The following is a 17,100-nucleotide window of genomic DNA, read 5'->3' on the forward strand; positions in this document are numbered from 1 at the left end:
TTCCTGGCGGCACACGTCTTTCATGGCCGAACTCGTCACCGTGTATCCGGGCGTGGGGGGGGGGGGGGGGGGGGGGGGGGGGGGGGGGGCCGGGGGGCGGGGGGGGGGGGGGGGGGCGGGCCCCCCCCCCCCCCCCCCACGGCCTTCCTCGTCGGCCCGACGGTGTTCCCCCTCGGGCCGGTGACTCTTCCTCATCCCCGATCCGTCAGGCCTGACCCGGGCCGTCCTTGCGTCGTTCCGGGTCCTCGTCCGGCTCCGGCGGGGTCTCCTCCTCCACCGGGATCTGGCCCGCCTCCGGGCCGGTTCCCGGGCCGATGCGGATCTCGAACTCGCCCGCGTACTTCTCGTGTCCCGCGATCACCGCGGTCTCCACCGCCTCCTCGGCGATCTCGCCCCGGACGATCAGCGGGTCCTGGCGCAGGTCGCGCATGAGGGCCACACACATGCCGATCATCACCAGCACGAACGGCGCCGCGACAAGGATCGTCAGATGCTGAAGGCCGGCGAGCGCGTCGCCCTTGCCCTCACCGACGAGCAGCATCACGGCGGCCACCGCGCCGGTCACGACGCCCCAGAAGATGACGACGACCCGCGCCGGCTCGAAGGTGCCCTTCTGGGAGAGCGTGCCCATCACGATCGAGGCCGCGTCGGCGCCCGACACGAAGAAGATGCCGACGAGGATCATCACCAGGAGGCTCATCACCGAGGCGATCGGAAACTCCTGGAGCACGCCGAAGAGCTGCCCCTCCGGCGTCGTCTCGTCGCCCAGCCTGCGCTGTTCCTGAAGCTTCATCGCGGTGCCGCCGAAGACCGCGAACCAGATCAGGCTGACCGTGCTCGGCACCAGGATGACGCCGCCGACGAACTGACGGATGGTGCGGCCCCGGCTGATGCGTGCGATGAACATGCCGACGAACGGTGTCCACGAGATCCACCAGGCCCAGTAGAAGACCGTCCAACTGCTCAGCCAGTCGGCCACGTCACCGCCGCCCGTCGCCGCCTCCGTCCGGCCCGCCAGCTGCGGCAGTTCGTCGAAGTAGGAGGCGAGCGAGGTGGGAATCAGATCCAGTACGAGGATGGTGGGTCCGGCGACGAAGACGAACAGGGCGAGCACGATCGCCAGCACCATGTTGGTGTTGGACAGCCACTGGATGCCCCGCTCCACACCCGACACGGCCGAGAACACGAAGCACACGGTCAGCACTCCGATGATGGAGATGAGCAGCCCCGTACCGGCCTTCTCCATCCAGCCGAGCTCCCGGAACCCGCTGCCGATCTGCAAGGCGCCGAGGCCCAGCGACGTCGCCGAGCCGAAGAGCGTCGCGAAGATCGCCAGCACGTCGATCACCCGGCCCGGCGCCCCCTCGGCGCGCTTCTTGCCCATCAGCGGCTCGAAGACGGCGCTGATGTTCTGCCGCCTGCGGCGCCGGAACGTGCTGTAGGCGATGGCGAGGCCGACCACCGCGTAGATCGCCCACGGATGCAGGGTCCAGTGGAAGAGAGTGGTGGCGAGGGCGGTCTGCATGGCGTCCGCCGAGTCGATCGGGTCGGTGCCCGGCGGCGGCGTCGTGTAGTGCGCGAGCGGTTCGCTCACTCCGTAGAACATCAGGCCGATGCCCATGCCCGCGCTGAACATCATCGCGACCCATGAGACGGTACGGAACTCCGGTCCCTCGTGCTCCTGTCCGAGCGGGATCCGGCCGTAGCGGCTGACGGCGAGCCAGAGGGCGAAGACGACGAAACCCGACGCGGCCAGGACGAACGCCCAGCCGCCGTTGTGCATCAGGCCGTTCAGCAACGTGTCCGAGGCGCTCTCCAGCGTCTCCGTGAACACCGAGCCCCAGAACACGAAGGCGAGTGTGAGCACCGCCGTCACGCCGAACACCACCCGGTCCGTGACGGGTGCTCTGTCTTCGTGCGGATGGCGGCCGGGTAGTGCCGCCTTGACGGGATACCACAGCCGTTTGCCCGGCTTTTCTACGTCGCGCGACACGGGGCACCTTTCATGATTCCGCGGAGCCTGATTTCACTCCCCGCTACCCCCTACCACAGGGGTCACTCTCCTCCCGGTATCAACAGGCTTCCACCGGTTCTCCCGTGGTGATGCGATAGGCCGCACGAGTGTCGAGCAGCAGCGGGACCAGTTTTCGCAGGGACTGCCGCAGCGGTACGACGGCACCGTCGGCGACGGGCCGGGCGAAGACCCCGTGAAGGGCCAGCTCGTCCTTCACCTCGGCGTACTGGCCGGCGTCCAGACGGTAGGCGCACGGCGGGTCCTCGATCGTCTCGTCCGCTCCCGCCGGGTCGTTGTCGGCCCCGCCGAGGTACACCGGCCCGCGGTCCGCGAAGCCCGCGCGCCGGGCCGCCCCGGTGGCGGCCTCGATCCGGCCGAGCCGCTCGGCGCTGTAGGTGAACAGCCCGCCCAGAGCGGCGAGCTGGCTGTTGACCCGGCGGCGGTGATTGAGTGCCGGGTCGGCCTTCTCCTGCGGGGTCAGCGCGTCGACGCGGCTCTCGATCAGCAGTCCCACCGCGTGCTTGACGCCGCCGGCGTTGCGCAGGATGCGCTCCTGTCCGTCGCCCGCGGTCTGCCTGAGCGGCTCGCCGGTGACGGGGTCCGTCCAGATGCCGTACGTGCCGGTCGAGTGGCCCGCACGGTTCGCGGCCGGCCGGACGTACGTGCCGGACAGCGTCCGCGCCTCGTGGTGCACGGCGGCGTCGGTGTTGAGGTTCCGGGGCCACAGGTCGAACAGGTCCTTGTCGTAATAGGGCGGTGTGGCGCCGTACTCGTGCAGGTCGTAGACGATGTCGGGCTGCCGGTCACGGACGACGGCCGCGACGGCCCGCCCTTCCGCGGTCCGCAGCGCGATGTGGTCGCGGTTGACGTCGACCCCGTCGGCGTTGCCCCGGGTGCCGGCGGCAAGGCCGTCGGGGTTGGCGGTGGGCAGGACGAGCAGATGTGTGTGGGCCAGCAACCGGCGGGTCCCGTCGTCGCGGGCGAACGCGAGATCGCGGACCGTGGTCAGACAGGCTTCACGGCCCGACGGCTCGTCCCCGTGCTGACTGCAGATCAGCAGCACGGTGTGCGCGGAGGTCTCGTTCCCGAGGTGGACGAGCCGCAGCGGACGGCCCTGTCCGGTCGTGCCGATCTGCTCGACGGACATCCGTTTGCCGGCCCGGTCGACGGCGGCGAGGAAGTCCCGTTCCTCCTCCTCGCCGGTCCAGCGGGCGCCGCCGCTGTTCTCGAAGCCCGTACGGGGTGGGGTGTACGCCGCTTCGGCGGGGCCGGTGACCAGGGGCACCGCGAGTGCTGCGGCGGCTGCCGTCAGGGCGAGCGTGCGGACACGGATTCGGGTCGTCATTCGGACACTGCCTCCGGGGATCCGGTCCGGTACACGTATCGGCATGGCCCCGGAAACGTACTCCGGCCGGCCGCGCCGCGACAGGGGGCGGTCAACGTCGGCTGCTCGCGGTGTGCTTGGGGACGGCCGGCTCGTCCGGCTCGCGGCAGATGTCCCGTCCGGACACAGTCTGCATGTCTTGGCACGGTGTGGCCGGATCCACGCCGGGCCGGTTCACCGTGCCGCCGAACCGGCCCGTCCGCGGACCTGGGCAGGCGCCGACGCTGGGAGCGCTCTCAAGCTGTCGGCCAGGGCGGATATCCTGTCGGTATTCGGATCATGCCACCGACCGGCGTGCCGGAGCACCGGAGCAGACGAGGAGCGCCCGCCTTGACCGAGCAGACCACGGGGTCCCGCCCCACCCTGGAAGCCGTCGCGGCGCGCGCCGGCGTCTCCCGTGCCACGGCCTCCCGGGTCGTCAACGGCGGTGCCGGCGTGCGCGCACCCCTGGTCGACAAGGTGCGCAAGGCGGTCGAGGAGCTCGGGTACGTACCGAACCACGCGGCGCGCACCCTGGTCACCCGGCGCAACGGCGCGGTGGCGGTGATCATCGCGGAGCCGGAGTTCCGGATCTTCTCCGACCCGTTCTTCGAGCAGCAGGTCCGGGGCATCAGCCGGGAGCTCACGGCGCACGACTCCCAGCTGGTGCTGCTGTGGGTGGAGGGCCCCGGGGACCATGACCGGATCGCCCGCTACCTCGGCGGCGGGCACGTCGACGGCGCGCTCGCCTTCTCCCTCCACAACGACGACCAGTTGCCCGCGCTCATCAGCAGGACGAAGATCCCCACGGTCTTCGGCGGGCGCCCCGCCGCCGGTTCCGACCTCGCCGTGCCCTACGTGGACGCCGACAACCGCGGCGGCGCCCGGGAGGCGGTGCGCCATCTGGTCTCGCTGGGCCGCAGAAACATCGCGCACATCGCCGGCCCCCGCGACCAGACCTCCGCGCTGGACCGCATAGACGGCTACCACGACGTCCTGGTGGACGCCGACCCCGGTCTCTTCTGCCAGGGCGACTTCACCGAGGAGAGCGGCGCCCGGGCGATGGCCGAACTGCTCGACCGCCGCCCGGACGTGGACGGCGTCTTCGTCTCCAACGACCTGATGGCGTCGGGCGCGCTGCGCACCCTGCGTGAGCGCGGCATCCGGGTGCCGGAGGACGTGGCCCTGGTCGGGTTCGACGACATGGCCTCCGTCGTCGGGACGACGGAGCCGGCCATGACCACGGTGCGCCAGGACGTCGAGGGCATGGGCAGGCTCATGGTCCGGCTGCTGATGCGGCTGCTGAACGAGGCGGGCGGCGACGCCCCCGCGTCCGTCATCACCCCGACCACACTGGTGCGGCGGGCATCGGCCTGACCTCCGACGCCCGCCGCGTTCCTGTGGGGGGAGCGGTTCAGCTGTAGGGGATCACCAGCACCGACCTGTCGGTGCCGGTCTGGAGCTTGGCGGTGCCGTTGCCGATGGCGCTCCACACCTCGAGGCGTACGGTGCCGCCGTTGAGGTTGCCGAGCGTCCCGGTGGAGGCCTTGAGGCCGCGGGAGTGTGCGTACTCCTCCCAGCCGGTGACCGGGTCGGTCGCGAAGTAGTGGTACGTCTCCGTCCGCTCGAAGGTGCCGTCACCGGTGAGGTCGTAGCTGATGCGCGCCTGCTGGCCGAGTCCGACCGTGCTGCCCGCGTCGACCTGGAGACGGAAGGCGGTGGAAGCGCCCGGCGTGAGGGTGCCGTTGACGCCCCGGATCTCGTAGACGAGCGGCTGGTGCGGGGTGCCGTCGTGGTTGGCGCCGCCGGCAGAGGCGATGGTGTCGCTGCCCGCCGTCCCGCCGGTGGCCGTGGTCAGCGCGCCTCCGCTGCGCAGCTGGAAGCTGTTGCCGGTCGGCGGCTCCGGGTCGGGATCGCCGCCGCCGGTCCCGGTGCCCGTCGCGGTGGAACGGGCGGGCACGGAGAGGGTCTTGCCGTCGGAGAAGGTCACTGTGCGGGTCGTGGCGCCGTGGTTGTGCGCGGCGTAGATCCGTGTGGTGCCCTTGGTGAAGACGGCGGACGTCGGGATGTCGCCGGTCACCGTGGGGTCGGGCGCGCCCAGCCGGTCGAGCGTGGAGATCCAGTGGTACGTGTGGGCCTTGGACTCGCCCTGCTCAGGGGTGTAGCCGGCGTGGCCCGCGTCCCATTTGGCCTTGGCCGCGGCGGGGTCGGCCAGCGACTGGAACTCCCAGAGGATGTCGCGCCATTCGACGGCCGGGCCGCCGTTCTCGCGCTCCATCTCGGCGATGTTGCGCCGGATCGCGGCCTTCTCCCCGCCGAGGTGGAGAGAACCGCCGGTCACGGGCAGGACGTTGATGCCGTGGATCTCCTCGGGGTTGGCGGTCCACCAGGTGGCGTAGGCGGCGCCGCTGCCCCAGACCATGCCGACCGTGTCGTGGCCGAAGGAGGACGGGAAGACCTGCTCGTCGGCGTCGAACCAGTACTGGGCGATCGACTCCGCCTCCGTGGTCAGCAGATATGTGCCGAGATCGCGGAGCGCGGTGTCACCGGTGGCCGAACCCCACAGGACCAGGGCGGCGCTGAGGTTGGTGGACTCGGAAGAGGACTCCTGGTTGTTGCCTGCGGCGAACCCCTGGTGGCCGGAGGCCCAGCTGTGCCCGGCGTAGACGTCGAAGCCGCGCAGGAAGGGGAAGGCCGTGTCGGTGCGGCTCGCGTTGGCGGCGTCCCGCACCAGGGTCTTGACCATCCCGCCCCAGGCGGAGTCGGCGGCCCAGGCCTGGTCGTACTGGGCGACGATCGCCGCGGCGTACACGTAGTAGCTGTAGTGGAAGTGGTGGTCGTTGAGCTCGGTGTCGCTGCCGTAGGACGCCGGGTAGCCGGTGAGGGTCTTCCAGTCCCTGTCGTAGCTGAACTCGTTCGCGCCGCCCGCGGTGAACCAGTCCTGGAGCCTGGCCTTGATCAGGCCGAGGAGCTTGTCGCGGGTGCCGGTCTCACCGATCTGCTCGGCCACGGGCACGAGCTGGGCGAGACGGCCGAGCGCCTTGCCGGTCCAGTACGTGTCGGTGGCGCCGGAGAACGGATCGGAGGCGTTCGCGACCTCGTTCAGATAGCCGCGCAGCCGGGCCGTGTCGACGGCGTCGGACTTCGGCAGGGCCGGCAGCACCGGGGAGGCCTTCTGGCTGGTGGTGAAGGAGGCGGACTCCCGCACCTTCATGGTGCCGCGCGGCGAGACGTAGGTGTGGGTCGTGAGCGGGTCCGTCGTGTTCAGCCACTGGTGGCGGTAGAGGGCCTGGAGCGTGCCGCGCTCGGTGCCCTCCTTGGCCTCCGTGGTGAGCGTGTACGTGGCCTTGACCGTGCCGCCGGTGTAGCTCCACGCGGTCCGGGAGCCGGTGACGAAGCTGTAGGCGTATTTCCTGTACGTCGCGAGCGCCCCCGTCGAGGGCAGGACGGCCACGGAGAAGTAGTCCTTGGAGCCGAGGCCCGCGGTGACGGTGGATCCGGAGACGTTCCAGTCGCTGCCGGTCGGGGCGAAGAGGGCGTAGTGGTGTCCGGCCACGGTGATGCCGAGGACGTTGCCCTGGTCGGCGAAGACGGCGGGCGCGGCGGCGGTGGTGATCTGGGCGTTCCCGCCGGAGCCCTTGGCGTATACGAACGGCATGCCGTGGCCGATGGTGGTCCGCAGGGTGCGGGTGCCGTCGGACCAGTAGGGGGTGACGGTCCAGTCGGACCAGTCGTCGGCCTTGGTGTCGGGCGAGTTGAGGCCGGTCAGGCCGATGGTGAGGTCGCGCTTGTGGGCGAACTCGTACTGCCGGCCGTCGCCGACGATCGCGGGGGTCGTGGGGTAGCCCACGTCGAGCCCGCCGGCGGTGGCCTGGTAGGTGAGGGGGTGCCCGTACATGGGGGTCGAGTACGGGTTGTCGCCGTAGCGCTGGAAGGCGAGGGAGGACCACCAGTCGTTGGTGGGCACCGGCCGGCTCTTGGCCGCGGCGGTCACCTTGGGGGTGACCGGCGCTCCGGTGTTGGTGGTCGGTCCGGACGTTCCGGCGGGGCGGGTGTCGGAGTAGCTGCCGGAGCCTATGGGGACGGTGGCGGCGGCCGCGGGTGCGGCGGCCGGGCCCAGGCCGACAGCGGCCAGGGCTGAGGCCAGGACCAGCGCGGCGGCCGGCCTGGTGCGGGGGGCTGGCATGAACGGCACCTCAAGTCATCACGGGTAGGGGTGGCTGAGAGCGCTCTCAGATGGCCGAAACGTAAAACCCCCGAAACACACGTGTCAATAGACCGAACACAGCGGGGAGTTGATACCCGAGTCCAGACCGTTATGTCTTCGAGTCTTGACGCGAAGAGTCACCGGAGGGCACGCTCCAAGCGCATATTTGAGAGCGCTCTCAACCGCTCTCGTCCCACCCCGAAGCCAAGGGAGGCTTCCCATGCCCATAGCCAGAGCCGCCAAAAGGGCCGCCGTCCGCCTGGGTGCGGTCGCGCTCGCCGGGGCCCTGCTCGCCGCCTGCGGGTCCGGCTCCTCGGACACGGCCTCCGACGGCGAGGGCGGGAAGGTCACGCTCACCGTCGACCTCTTCGGTTCCTTCGGCTACAAGGAGGCCGGCCTCTACGCGGAGTACCAGAAGCTGCACCCGAACATCACGATCAAGCAGACCGACACCGAGGACGAGGCCGACTACTGGAAGTCGCTGCAGACCCGGCTGGCCGGCGGCGGCGGTCTCGCGGACGTCCAGGGCATCGAGGTCGGCCGGATCGCCTCGGTCACCCAGCAGCAGGCCGACAAGTTCGAGGACCTGAAGAAGTACGGCGCGGACAAGCTGAAGAGCCAGTTCGCGGACGCCAAGTGGGCCGCAGCGACGACCAAGGACGGCGCCGTCCTCGGTCTCGGCACGGACGTCGGCCCCGAGGCCATGTGCTACCGCACCGACCTGTTCAAGCAGGCCGGGCTGCCGACCGACCGCGAGGAACTCGCGAAGAAGTGGTCGACCTGGGACGGCTACCTCGAGCTGGGCAAGCAGTACAAGGCCAAGGCACCCGCCAAGAGCGCCTGGCTGGACAGCGTCGGAAGCCTCTTCTCCATCATGATCGGCCAGGAGGAGGAGCGTTACTACGACGCGTCCGGAAAGCTGATCTGGGAGACCAACCCGGCCCTGAAGACCGCCTGGGACACCTCCGTCAAGGCGGCGGAGAGCGACCTGAGCGCCAAGCTCGACCAGTGGTCACCGCAGTGGAACCAGGCCTTCGCGGCCGGTTCCTTCGCCACCATCCCCTGCCCCGCCTGGATGCTCGGCTACATCAAGGGCCAGGCCGGTGACGCGGGCAAGGGCAAGTGGGACATCGCGAAGCTGCCCGGCGGCGCGGGCAACTGGGGCGGCTCCTACCTCTCCGTGCCGCGCGCGGCCAAGCACAAGAAGGAGGCGTACGAGCTGATCCAGTGGCTCACCGCCCCTGAGCAGCAGGCCAAGCTCTTCCAGAAGCAGGGCAACTTCCCCTCCTCCACCGGCGCGATCGAGAAGGTCGCCGGCGCCACCGACCCCTACTTCTCCGGCGCGCCGATCGGGCAGATCTTCGGTGACGCGGCCAAGGCGGCCCCGGTCCAGGTCCTCGGTGTGCACGACCAGAACGTCAACCAGCAGATCACCAACGCGCTGAGCGAGGTCGAGCGCAAGGGCATCTCGTCCGAGAAGGCGTGGGGGAACGCGAAGAAGGGCGTCGAGAACACCATCGGCTGACGCCCGCCGAGCAGCTCCTTCGGGCCGGTCCGCATCCCGACCACTCCCCGCACCGGCCCGGCCCGAAGGCCCCCGCCCCGTACCGACTCATCCTCGAAGGGCCGCACCGTGACCCTCACCGCTTCCGCGAAGCCGGTCGCGCCGCCCCGGCCGCCGGCCGTGCGGCGCGCCTGGCGCAAGGTCTCGCCGTACGCCTACATAGCCCCGTTCTTCACGCTGTTCGCCGCCTTCGGGCTCTTCCCGCTGATCTACACGGCGTTCGTCTCGCTCTACCGGGTGGAGCTGCAGACGCCGGGCGACATGGAGTGGCGCGGGCTCGGCAACTACACCGCGCTTTTCGGCGACGAGTTCTTCTGGACCGCGCTGCGCAACACGTTCACCATCGGTGTGATCTCCACCGTGCCGCAGCTGGTGATGGCCCTGGGCCTGGCCCATCTGCTCAACTACCGGCTGCGCGGCCGCACCTTCCTGCGGACCGCGATGCTCCTGCCGTACGCCACCTCCGTGGCCGCCGCCACGCTGGTCTTCGCCCAGCTGTTCGGCCGCGACTTCGGGCTCATCAACTATGTGCTGCAACTGGTCGGTTTCGGCCCGGTCGACTGGCAGACCGGCACGGTCGCCTCGCAGATCGCCGTCTCCACCATCGTCATCTGGCGCTGGACCGGCTACAACGCGCTGATCTATCTGGCGGGCATGCAGTCCATCCCGACCGAGCTGTACGAGGCGGCGGAGGTGGACGGCGCCTCACGGTGGCGGCAGTTCTTCCACGTCACGCTCCCGGGACTGCGCCCCACGATCCTGTTCACCGTGGTCGTCTCCACGATCGGCGCCACCCAGCTCTTCGGTGAGCCGCTGCTCTTCGAGGGTTCCATCTCCGGCGGCATCTCGCACCAGTACCAGACGCTCGGCCTGTACATGTACGAGCAGGGCTGGGGCTTCTTCCACCTGGGCCGTGCCGCCGCCATCGCCTGGGTGATGTTCCTGCTGATCCTGGTGCTCGTCGGGGCCAACGCCCTGATCGCGCGCCGCCGTTCCCGCAAGGAGGCCGGCCGATGACCGCGCTCGCCGCACCGCCGACGAAGCAGCCGGCCACCGAGAAGGCGCAGGTGCCGGGGCGCCGCAGGCGGAAGTCGGGCGCGGGCCGCACGATGAAGGGCGGCAAGCTCGCCTACGCCATCCTGATCGCCGCCGTGCTGGTCTCCGCCTTCCCGTTCTACTGGACGATCGTCGCCGCCAGCCGTTCCAACGCCGACCTGGCGAAGGTCCCACCGACCCTGCTGCCCGGCCCCAACCTGATCCGCAACTTCGAGGCGGTGATGGAGGAGGCGGACATCGGCAAGGCGCTGGTCAACTCCTTCATCGTCTCCGGCTCCATCACCGTCGGCACCGTTCTGTGCTGCACGCTCGCCGGATTCGCGTTCGCCAAACTGCGCTTCCGCGGCCGTGGCGCACTGCTCGCGATCACGGTCGGCACCATGATGATCCCGCCGCAGCTGGGCGTCATCCCGCTGTTCATGCTGATCGCCGAACTCCAGTGGGTGAACCAGCTCCAGGCGGTGATCCTGCCCGGGCTGGTGTCCGCCTTCGGTGTCTTCTTCATGCGCCAGTACCTCGTGCAGTCGCTGCCGGACGAACTGATCGAGGCGGCCCGCGTGGACGGCGCATCCACCGCCAGGATCTTCTGGTCGATCGTGGTGCCGATCGCGCGACCCGGTATGGCCGTGCTCGGCATGCTGACCTTCATGGCCGCCTGGAACGACTTCTTCTGGCCGATCGTCGCGCTCTCCTCGCAGGAACCGACCGTCCAGGTGGCGCTGCGCCAGCTCGGCGGCGGCTACGTCCACGACCAGTCCGTGATCATGGCGGGCACCCTGCTGGGCACGCTCCCGGTGCTGCTGGTCTTCGGCCTGCTCGGCCGCCAGATCGTCGGCGGCATCATGCAGGGCGCGGTCAAGGGCTGACCGATCCACCGCCTCCGCACCGACGTCTCACTCCTTGGGAGTTCCACCTCATGACCGCGCTCGACGCACGCCCCGACGCCACGACGACACTCCGGTTCCCCGCCGGGTTCCGCTGGGGCACCGCCACCGCCGCGTACCAGATCGAGGGCGCGGCCGCCGAGGACGGCCGTACCCCCTCCATCTGGGACACGTTCAGCCGTACCCCCGGCAAGGTCCGCAACGGCGACACCGGCGACATCGCCGCCGACCACTACCACCGGATGCACGAGGACGTCGCCCTCATGCGCCGCCTCGGCGTCACCGACTACCGGTTCTCGATCGCCTGGCCGCGGGTCCAGCCCACCGGCCGCGGTCCCGCCGTGCAGAAGGGCCTCGACTTCTACCGCCGGCTCGTCGACGAGCTGCGCGGCGCCGGCATCCGGCCGGTGGCCACGCTCTACCACTGGGACCTGCCGCAGGAGCTGGAGGACGCGGGCGGCTGGCCGCAGCGGGAGACCGCGCAGCGCTTCGGCGAGTACGCGGGAATCATGGCCGAGGCTCTGGGCGACCGGGTCGCGACCTGGACGACGCTCAACGAGCCGTGGTGTGCCGCCTTCCTCGGCTACGGCAGCGGGGAACACGCCCCCGGCCGCACCTCTCCCCTGGCGTCGCTGCGCGCCGCGCACCACCTGAACATGGCGCACGGCTGGGCCGCGCAGGGGCTGCGCGCCGAGCTGCCGCCGTCCGCCGAGGTGTCGCTGACGCTCAACCTCCATGCCGTGCGGGCGCACTCCGACTCGCCCGCCGACCTGGACGCGGCCCGCCGTATCGACGCCGTCGGCAACCGCATCTTCCTCGACCCGGTCTTCCGCGGCCGGCTGCCCGAGGACCTCGTCAGGGACACGGCGCCGGTCACCGACTGGTCGTTCGTCCTCGACGGGGACCTGGACGTGACCTCCACGCCGATCGACTCGCTGGGCATCAACTACTACTCCCCCACCGTCGTCGCCGCGGGTTCCGGCGCGGCGGCCCCCTCCCCGTGGGCCGGCGCCGAGCAGCACGTACGGTTCCTGCCCGCGCCCGGTCCGCGCACCGCGATGGACTGGCCGGTCGACGCCGACGGGCTGCACGAGCTGCTGATCCGGCTGCGCGACGACCTGCCGGGCGTACCCCTGGTGATCACCGAGAACGGCGCCGCGTACGACGACTACGCCGACCCCTCCGGCGAGGTGAAGGACCCCGAGCGGGTCGCCTACCTGCACGCGCACCTGTCCGCCGTGCACCGGGCGATCGCGGACGGCGCCGACGTACGCGGCTACTTCCTGTGGTCGCTGCTCGACAACTTCGAGTGGGCGTACGGCTACAGCAAGCGGTTCGGCATCGTGCACGTCGACTTCGCCACCCAGCGCCGCACGTTCAAGGACAGTGCGCGCTGGTACGCGTCGGTCATCGAGCGTGGAGGCCTGGTCTGACCCTGGCCCGGGCCTCGCGGGCGAGCGGCAGATAGCGCAGGCGTTCGGGAAGTACGGGCACCACGGCCCGTACGACCCGGCCGACGCGCCGCAGCCGGCGTTCCTGCGCGTCCGTCCACGGCAGTCCGATGGCCTCTCGGGCGTCCGGTGGCATCAGCCCGATCGTCATGAACCGGCGGACGCGGGCGAACGGCCCGCGCAGCAGCGGCCACAGCACCCGCAGCACCAACCGGGCCGGCAGCGGCCCACGGTCCGGCGGCGGGACGGGCTGGTCCACGTCCACCAGTTCGCGGACGACGACGGTGGCCTCCACCTCGTCGGCCAGCATCTTGCGGTAGTACGGCCAGAACTCCTCGACGGTCTGCGGCATGTCCCTGTCGTGGATGCCCAGGACCCGGCCGACCTGGAGCCACTCCCCGTACAGTTGCCGCTCCTCGGCCTCGGTCAGTTCGCGCACCAGATAGCGCGCGGCGTGCCGGAACACGGGGAAGCCGGTGGCGTGGACCCAGGCGTAGTGGGCGGGGGTGAGCGCGTGGTAGCTGCGGCCGTGCGCGTCGGTGCCTTGAATCGTGCGGTGCAGTTCCCGGAGCCTCCTGCCCTCCTGGGCCGCCGCCTCACCGCCGTAGACCCACAGCTGGAGCGAGCGCAGGGAACGTTCACCGCGGCCCCAGGGGTCGGTGCGGAAGACGGAGTGGTCGTCGACACCGGCGCCGACGGCCGGGCGGGCGACCTGCAGGGTGAGGGCGGCGGGCAGCATCAGCAGCGTGCGGATGTCACCGGTGAGGCTCCACAGAACTCCGCCCGGCGGTGGTGGCTGGGGCTCGTCCGCGGCTGCCCTGCTCATCTGTTTCCACGCTGCTCTCTGCTCGGCCCGCCTGTCACCTCCCAGTATGCGCCGTGTGGATCACCGGCCCCACGAGCCTCAGGCCCGGCCCCTGCCCCCGCCCACGCCCATGACCTCCGGCAGGTCCTCCTCCCCCAGCTGCTTCTCGGCCGTAGCCGGTGGCGAACGCGCGTGCGGATAGCATCCGGCTCATGACGGATATCGTGATCAGGTCCGCCGTCGCGGACGACATCCCTGCCATCGTGGCCATGCTCGCCGACGACGCCCTGGGAGCGACGCGTGAGTCGCCCGACGACCTGAGCCCGTACCTGACGGCGTACGAACGGCTGCGGACCGACCCGAACCAGCTGCTGATGGTGGCCGAGCGCGGTGACACCGTCGTCGGCACCCTCCAGTTGACCGTCGTTCCCGGCCTGTCCCGGCGCGGCAGCACCCGCTCGATCATCGAGGGCGTGCGCGTCCACACCTCGGAGCGCGGCCAGGGTCTCGGCCGGCAGCTGATCGAGTGGGCGATCGAGGAATCCCGCAAGCAGGGCTGCCAACTGGTCCAGCTGACCTCGGACGCGGCCCGCCCCGACGCCCACCGCTTCTACGAACAACTCGGCTTCACCGGCTCGCACGTGGGCTTCAAGCTCCCGCTCACCCCCTGACCGTCGGGCGGGAGACAGAAACCGGGCACCTACCCATTACCAGAAGGTAACTACGGCTGCTTTGATGTGCGGCGCCGGTCCGTCGACCGGTGGAACCCCCCACCATTGAACGGGAGATTCTGTGCCGCACTCCGAGCTCCGCCGTGTCCCCGGCGCCGCCTTGTCCGCCGCCCTGTCCGCCGTGCTCGCCGCCACCGCCCTGGCCGGCGCGGCGCCCACGGCCTCGGCCGCGCCGGCCGAGGCGACACCGCGCCTGAAGGTCCTCACGTACAACGCGTTCCTGTTCAGCAAGTCCCTCTACCCGAACTGGGGCCAGGACCACCGGGCCGCCGCCATACCGGCGGCGGCCTTCTTCCAGGGCAACGACGTCGTCGTGCTCCAGGAGGCGTTCGACAACTCCTCGTCCGACGCGCTGCTGCGGGGCGCCGCCGCCCAGTACCCGCACCGTACGCCGGTGATGGGCCGGGGCAAGGACGGTTGGGACGCGACCGGCGGCTCGTACTCGTCGACCACCCCGGAGGACGGCGGGGTCGCGGTCCTCAGCAAGTGGCCGATCATCCGCAAGGAGCAGTACGTCTACAAGGACGCGTGCGGCGCCGACTGGTGGTCGAACAAGGGCTTCGTCTACACCGTCCTCGATGTGAACGGCACCAGGGTGCACGTGGTGGGCACGCACGCGCAGTCCACCGACCCCGGCTGTGACGCGGGCGAGGCGGCCGAGGTGCGCAGCCGTCAGTTCCGGGCGATGGACGCCTTCCTGGACGCCAAGAACATCCCGGCGTCCGAACAGGTCGTCGTGGCGGGCGACTTCAACGTGGACTTCCACTCGGCCGAGTACCCTTCGATGCTCGCCGACGCCGGCCTGGCCGGGGCGGACGCGCGGACCGGACACCCGTACTCCTTCGACACCGAGGAGAACTCGATCGCGGCGGAGCGCTACCCCGACGACCCGCGGGAGGACCTCGACCACGTGCTGCACCGCGCGGGGCACGCCAGGCCCTCCGGCTGGACCAATGAGGTGATCAAGGAGGTCAGCGTGCCGTGGTCCGTCTCCAGCTGGGGGACCACGTACACGTACACGAACCTCAGCGACCACTATCCGGTGATTGCCTCCGGCCAGTAGGCGCAAGCCGCTGACGACGGTCTTGTGCCCGTGTCAGGGCCATGCCACATTGAGTCCGCACTCCGGACTGGTCCAGTCCACTTTGCCGTCAGGCACCCCCACGGACTCGAATGAAGGAGAAGCCCCCCATGAGACGCACGCTCCGCGCGCGCATCTGCCTTCCCGCCCTGCTGGCCCTGACCGCCGTCGGCCTCGGCTCCGGAACGGCCGGCGCCGCCGAGGCCGAGGCCGCCGGGAACCCGAGCCCCGGCGTCGCCGCCTCACCCGCCCAGTACAGCCTGCACACCGCTCTCGAACGCGATCTCGGCGACCGCACCGCCGGCTCGTACCTCGACGCCGCCAGCGGCGAACTCGTCGTGACCGTCACCGACGCCGCGGCCGCGGAGGAGGTGCGGGCGACCGGGGCCCGCGCCGAGCTCGTCACCCGGAGCATGGCCCAGCTGGGCGCCGCCATGGACACCTTGGAGTCCAAGGCGAAGATCACCGGAACGTCGTGGGGAATCGACCCGTCGACCAACAAGGTCGCGGTCGAGGCCGACAGCACCGTGTCCGCGGCCTCCATGGCGAAGCTGCGGGGCGTCGCCGCCCGGCTCGGGGACGCCGTGAGCATCAAGCGCGTCGCCGGCGCGTTCAAGAAGGAGGTGGCGGGCGGCGACGCGATCTACGGCGGCGGCTACCGCTGCTCCGCCGCCTTCAACGTGTCCAAGGCGACGACCCGTTACTTCCTGACCGCCGGACACTGCACCAACTCGGCGAGCAGCTGGTCCGCCACCTCCGGCGGACCCTCGATCGGCACCCGGGAGGGCACCAGCTTCCCGACCAACGACTACGGCATCGTCCGCTACACCAACGGCTCCCAGCCCGCGGGGAACGTCAACCTGTACAACGGCAGCCACCAGGACATCACCTCCGCGGCGGACGCGATCGTCGGCCAGTCCATCCGCAAGAGCGGCTCCACCACCCGGCTCACCAGCGGCACGGTGACCGCTGTGAACGTCACCGTGAACTACGGCGACGGGCCGGTGTACAACCTCGTCCGCACCACCGCCTGCTCCGCGGGCGGCGACAGCGGCGGCGCCCACTTCTCCGGCTCGACGGCGCTGGGCATCCACTCCGGCAGCGCGGGCTGCACGGGATCGAGCGGCTCCGCCCTCCACCAGCCGGTGAAGGAGGCGCTCAGCGCCTACGGGGTCGCCGTCTACTGACCCTTTGATTCAGTCCCAGGGCGTGCCCCGCACCGGCGGGGCACGCCCTTGCCACGTCCGACGTGCCGGCCGGTGGGACGGCGGGCCGGTGAGCGGGCGGTCGTCGGGCCGACTGTCGGTGAGCGGGCGGTCAAGCGGCCGACCATCGGCGGGCCGGCCGTCCGTGAGTCGGCGGCCGGGGCAGCGGCCGGCGTGGGGACGAGCGGTCAGTCGCCGTGGTCGTACACCGTGACCGCGATGCCGCGGGCCGTCAGGCGCTCGGCTATCAGCGGTTCGACACGGGACCACTTGCCGCCCGCGAGCCCGCACCCGATCCGCGGCATATGGACGGACGCGCCGAGCTCCAGAGCCTTGTCGGCCACCTGCGCGAGCGCCTTGTCGATCGCCTCGTAGCGCACGGGAACGCCTTGGCTGCCTGTGCGTATCCCCCGCTGGCCCACCATGTTGCCCACCCACACATGCCGGTCGACCTGGACGAACTGCGCGGCGCCCAGCGCGAAGTCGTTGCCCGCGCGCTCCCGGTGCCAGCGGCGGAACGCCGCCTCCGGCTCGGGCCAGCGGCGGGAGAGGGCCAGGACGAATCCCTTGCCCCACCCGCCCAGGTCGTTGCACACGTGCACGATCAGTTTGACGCCTTTCGCCTGCGGCGCGGTGGCGTCCCCCCGGGCATATCTGATCCCCGACATGACCCAACCGTACGGTCCACCACCGACAACGGATCTTCGGCCGGTCCCACCGCTTTCACAACACCGGTGAG

General features: G+C 70.8%; 13 protein-coding genes. 8 read left to right on the forward strand and 5 right to left on the reverse strand.

Features of this window, described 5'->3' with window-relative positions; translation table 11 throughout:
* Nucleotides 1-205 precede the first annotated feature (205 nt).
* Entirely contained in the window at nt 206-1,993 is a 1,788-nt protein-coding gene (locus ACIPJI_RS21050) for a BCCT family transporter (protein WP_373465364.1), read from the reverse strand.
* Between the two features lie 79 nt (nt 1,994-2,072).
* Nucleotides 2,073-3,359 carry a M14 family metallocarboxypeptidase gene (locus ACIPJI_RS21055; RefSeq protein ID WP_402247950.1) on the reverse strand — a complete coding sequence of 429 codons (1,287 nt, stop codon included), beginning with the start codon at nt 3,357-3,359 and terminating at the stop codon, nt 2,073-2,075.
* A 369-nt stretch (nt 3,360-3,728) separates the two neighbouring features.
* On the opposite strand from ACIPJI_RS21055, the gene ACIPJI_RS21060 reads away from it, so the two are divergent.
* On the forward strand, nt 3,729-4,754 hold the full coding sequence (locus ACIPJI_RS21060) for a LacI family DNA-binding transcriptional regulator (protein ID WP_356623620.1): 1,026 nt from the start codon (nt 3,729-3,731) through the stop codon (nt 4,752-4,754).
* Nucleotides 4,755-4,791: 37 nt separating this feature from the next.
* Here ACIPJI_RS21060 and ACIPJI_RS21065 read toward each other — a convergent pair whose 3' ends face one another.
* The gene (locus tag ACIPJI_RS21065; protein WP_402247951.1) at nt 4,792-7,563 is read right to left on the reverse strand and encodes a glycosyl hydrolase; all 2,772 of its coding nucleotides are present in this window, start codon (nt 7,561-7,563) and stop codon (nt 4,792-4,794) included.
* A 241-nt stretch (nt 7,564-7,804) separates the two neighbouring features.
* Between ACIPJI_RS21065 and ACIPJI_RS21070 the strand changes: the two genes are divergently transcribed.
* From ACIPJI_RS21070 to ACIPJI_RS21085, 4 genes are all read left to right on the forward strand, one after another.
* Nucleotides 7,805-9,109: an ABC transporter substrate-binding protein gene (locus ACIPJI_RS21070; protein ID WP_307709571.1), complete on the forward strand. Its 1,305-nt coding sequence runs from the start codon at nt 7,805-7,807 to the stop codon at nt 9,107-9,109.
* Between the two features lie 108 nt (nt 9,110-9,217).
* Complete coding sequence (locus ACIPJI_RS21075) at nt 9,218-10,165, forward strand: carbohydrate ABC transporter permease (RefSeq protein WP_307709570.1); 948 nt, start codon at nt 9,218-9,220, stop codon at nt 10,163-10,165.
* Complete coding sequence (locus ACIPJI_RS21080; protein ID WP_189464860.1) at nt 10,162-11,070, forward strand: carbohydrate ABC transporter permease; 909 nt, start codon at nt 10,162-10,164, stop codon at nt 11,068-11,070. Before ACIPJI_RS21075 ends, ACIPJI_RS21080 begins: the two co-directional genes overlap by 4 nt.
* A 50-nt stretch (nt 11,071-11,120) precedes the next feature.
* Nucleotides 11,121-12,521, forward strand: coding sequence for a GH1 family beta-glucosidase (locus ACIPJI_RS21085; RefSeq protein WP_402247953.1), 1,401 nt, complete (start codon nt 11,121-11,123; stop codon nt 12,519-12,521).
* Here ACIPJI_RS21085 and ACIPJI_RS21090 read toward each other — a convergent pair.
* Entirely contained in the window at nt 12,496-13,365 is an 870-nt protein-coding gene (locus ACIPJI_RS21090; protein ID WP_402247955.1) for an oxygenase MpaB family protein, read from the reverse strand. The two genes, ACIPJI_RS21085 and ACIPJI_RS21090, sit on opposite strands and share 26 nt — an antisense overlap.
* A gap of 191 nt (nt 13,366-13,556) precedes the next feature.
* Here ACIPJI_RS21090 and ACIPJI_RS21095 point away from each other — a divergent pair, with 191 nt between their 5' ends.
* The 3 genes from ACIPJI_RS21095 to ACIPJI_RS21105 all read left to right on the forward strand — a co-directional run bounded on the left by ACIPJI_RS21095 (nt 13,557) and on the right by ACIPJI_RS21105 (nt 16,343).
* Nucleotides 13,557-14,015, forward strand: coding sequence for a GNAT family N-acetyltransferase (locus ACIPJI_RS21095; RefSeq protein WP_402247957.1), 459 nt, complete (start codon nt 13,557-13,559; stop codon nt 14,013-14,015).
* Nucleotides 14,016-14,136: 121 nt separating this feature from the next.
* Complete coding sequence (sph, locus tag ACIPJI_RS21100) at nt 14,137-15,138, forward strand: sphingomyelin phosphodiesterase (protein ID WP_402247958.1); 1,002 nt, start codon at nt 14,137-14,139, stop codon at nt 15,136-15,138.
* Between the two features lie 128 nt (nt 15,139-15,266).
* Nucleotides 15,267-16,343 carry a S1 family peptidase gene (locus tag ACIPJI_RS21105; RefSeq protein ID WP_402247959.1) on the forward strand — a complete coding sequence of 359 codons (1,077 nt, stop codon included), beginning with the start codon at nt 15,267-15,269 and terminating at the stop codon, nt 16,341-16,343.
* Between the two features lie 206 nt (nt 16,344-16,549).
* On the opposite strand, the gene ACIPJI_RS21110 is transcribed toward ACIPJI_RS21105, so the two are convergent.
* A complete protein-coding gene (locus ACIPJI_RS21110; protein ID WP_402247961.1) occupies nt 16,550-17,029 on the reverse strand; it encodes a macro domain-containing protein in 480 nt (159 codons plus the stop codon).
* Between the last annotated feature and the right edge of the window lie 71 nt (nt 17,030-17,100).

It is taken from the genome of Streptomyces sp. NPDC086835 (assembly GCF_044745705.1).
GTDB lineage: Bacteria > Actinomycetota > Actinomycetes > Streptomycetales > Streptomycetaceae > Streptomyces.

Coding starts and splice junctions, on each gene's coding strand:
- ACIPJI_RS21105 (WP_402247959.1), top strand. CDS start 15,267: ATGAGACGCACGCTCCGCGCGCGCATCTGCCTTCCCGCCCTGCTGGCC.
- ACIPJI_RS21070 (WP_307709571.1), top strand. CDS start 7,805: ATGCCCATAGCCAGAGCCGCCAAAAGGGCCGCCGTCCGCCTGGGTGCG.
- ACIPJI_RS21085 (WP_402247953.1), top strand. CDS start 11,121: ATGACCGCGCTCGACGCACGCCCCGACGCCACGACGACACTCCGGTTC.
- ACIPJI_RS21095 (WP_402247957.1), top strand. CDS start 13,557: ATGACGGATATCGTGATCAGGTCCGCCGTCGCGGACGACATCCCTGCC.
- ACIPJI_RS21090 (WP_402247955.1), bottom strand. CDS start 13,365: ATGAGCAGGGCAGCCGCGGACGAGCCCCAGCCACCACCGCCGGGCGGA.
- ACIPJI_RS21080 (WP_189464860.1), top strand. CDS start 10,162: ATGACCGCGCTCGCCGCACCGCCGACGAAGCAGCCGGCCACCGAGAAG.
- ACIPJI_RS21055 (WP_402247950.1), bottom strand. CDS start 3,359: ATGACGACCCGAATCCGTGTCCGCACGCTCGCCCTGACGGCAGCCGCC.
- ACIPJI_RS21110 (WP_402247961.1), bottom strand. CDS start 17,029: ATGTCGGGGATCAGATATGCCCGGGGGGACGCCACCGCGCCGCAGGCG.
- ACIPJI_RS21065 (WP_402247951.1), bottom strand. CDS start 7,563: ATGCCAGCCCCCCGCACCAGGCCGGCCGCCGCGCTGGTCCTGGCCTCA.